Here is a 2,336-nt window from a genome sequence, read left to right as displayed (position 1 = left end):
GCGTGGATTATTGATGTATCATAATCCAACCCTTGAGTAATCGGTGCGACTTAATCAAAGATTCTTCGCGCAGTTTCCTAAAGCCTAATAGTTTTAGGGATGGGGATTATACCGAAATATTTATTAAGTTTATCTTATATAAAATGTGGGAGGATTTAAAAAGTAGTGTGCATTTACAAAAAAGTGTAAATGCAGGGGCGAACGAGAATATTCTCGTTCTATTTGTATCTAAATGTGATACGACCTTTGTCAAGACTATATGGAGTAAGCTCCACTTTTACAGTATCACCCGGAAGAATTTTAATATAGTGCATTCTCATTTTTCCAGCGATGTGACAAAGCACTATGTGCTTGTTCTCTAATTCTACTCTAAATGTCGCATTTGGTAATGCTTCAACCACTTTACCATCAATTTCTATTACATCATCTTTAGCCATTGTATTCCTTTATCAATTATTATGCTTCAGTTAAGATGACAGCTTTGCCATCTACTACTGCAACTTGGTGTTCATAGTGTGCTGATCTGAGTTGATCTTCACTAATGACTGACCATTTATCCTCAAGAAGTACAGGAGTACCACTTTTCTGACATACCATAGGCTCCAAACAGAAGACCATTCCATTTTTGATCTTAGGTCCCTGGTTTGGTTTACCCTCAAGATAGTTAGGGATATTAGGTTCATCGTGCGGTTTTGTACCGATACCATGACCACAATAATCACGCAATGGAACAAACCCTGCAGATACGATATAGTCTTCAAGAATTTTTGTCAATTCTTTAAAACGCATCCCTTCTCTGATAGAGTCTATCGCATGATAAAGCGCGCCTTTTGAGCACGCTATAAGTGCTTCATCTTCAGCACTTATTTTACCCACTGCCATTGTAATCGCAGCATCGCCGAAATAACCATCCAGTTTTGTTCCGATATCCAAACCGAGAACATCACCTTCTTCAATCACTCTATCTGTAGGGACACCATGAATACATACCTCATTTAAGGAAGTACATACAGAACCCGTAAACCCGTACAATCCTTTAAAAGATGGTACCGCTCCGTGTTTAAGTATATACGCCTCACCTAAAGCATCAATTTCACTAAGTGTCATACCTGGTTTGATTATGTTTTGAAGATATTGAAGTGTTTTACCAACGATCTCGCCAGCTCGTCTGAGCTTAGCGATCTCATCAGGTTTTCTGATAGCAATAGCCATTATAGACCTACATTACCCAATGTATCATATTGGTTCATTGTTCTTTGCGCTTCGATCTTTCTCATTGTATCGAGTGCAACTTGAACAATAATCAGTACAGCAACCCCACCGAAGTAGAAGCTGGCACCCATTCCAGAGATAACCATGAAGGGTATCGTAGAAACGATTGCAAGATTTACGGCACCTGAACCCGTCAATCTACTTGCAACTTCATTTAAAAATTCTTTAGTGTGCTCACCTGGTCTTACACCAGGGATGAATCCACCTTGTCTTTTCAAGTTGTCTGCAATGTCTTTAGCATTAAATGCGATTGATGCATAAAAGAATGCAAAGAACATTACAAGCAAGAATGTTACAACATTAAATGTGATTCCACCTGGTGCCAAGGAATCAGCAATAGCCATTAGAAATGGCGTAGTGCTTGACTGAAGCATAGTCAGGGGGAACATCAATACAGCAGAAGCAAAGATAGGAGGAATCACACCTGAAAGGTTTACCTTTACAGGAATGTAGTTCATCACTCTCTTTGTCTGATTCTGCATAATGGTTTTTCTTGAATAAGAGATAGGCACTCTTCTCTCACCAAGTTCAACATAGATAATAGCCAAGATAGTGATCAGCATAATTGCCAAAATACCAAGTACTACTAAGAAGTTCATCTCACCGGCATTTACTGCTCTTACTGTATTACCTATAGCAGATGGTAGCCCAGACACAATACCAGCAAAGATAATAAGTGATATACCATTACCAATACCTTTTTGTGTGATCTGTTCACCGATCCACATAAGCAACATCGTACCTGCCAACATAGAGAAGGTAGTAATAATTGTAAACATCGTAGGATCGATCATTACAGCAGCCTGTCCAGCTCTACCTGTCATACTTTGAAGTCCCATTGATACACCAATAGCTTGTACTACAGTAATAAAAATAGTGAAATAACGAATGATCTGCATATATTTTTGCATACCGTCACGTTCTTTTTTCATTTGACCGAGTGCTGGGAAAGTTGCTGCGAGAAGTTCCATAACGATGGAAGCAGTAATATAAGGCATAATACCTAAAGAGATGATACTTAAACGTTCAACGGCATTACCAGAGAACATATTCATTAGCCCAAG

3 protein-coding genes are annotated in these 2,336 nt (G+C 38.8%); all 3 read right to left on the bottom strand.

Annotated features, from left to right (window positions below; all coding sequences use genetic code 11):
* Positions 1 to 218 precede the first annotated feature (218 nt).
* Entirely contained in the window at positions 219 to 437 is a 219-nt protein-coding gene (gene infA, locus ABYK33_RS15410) for a translation initiation factor IF-1 (protein WP_373034207.1), read from the bottom strand.
* 19 nt (positions 438 to 456) lie between these two features.
* Positions 457 to 1,212: a type I methionyl aminopeptidase gene (map, locus tag ABYK33_RS15405; RefSeq protein WP_373034206.1), complete on the bottom strand. Its 756-nt coding sequence runs from the start codon at positions 1,210 to 1,212 to the stop codon at positions 457 to 459.
* The coding region (secY, locus tag ABYK33_RS15400) for a preprotein translocase subunit SecY (RefSeq protein ID WP_373034205.1) at positions 1,212 to 2,336 on the bottom strand (1,125 nt) is incomplete at its 5' end. The genes secY and map, both read right to left, overlap by 1 nt.

Source organism: Sulfurovum sp., from assembly GCF_041562805.1.
Lineage (GTDB): Bacteria > Campylobacterota > Campylobacteria > Campylobacterales > Sulfurovaceae > Sulfurovum.
The sequence above is the reverse complement of the archived record's forward strand: the minus strand, read 5'-3'. Positions and strand labels throughout refer to the sequence as shown.

Bases quoted from the DNA above. Each gene is read 5' to 3' on its own strand.
- map (WP_373034206.1), bottom strand. From the start codon at position 1,212: ATGGCTATTGCTATCAGAAAACCTGATGAGATCGCTAAGCTCAGACGA.
- infA (WP_373034207.1), bottom strand. From the start codon at position 437: ATGGCTAAAGATGATGTAATAGAAATTGATGGTAAAGTGGTTGAAGCA.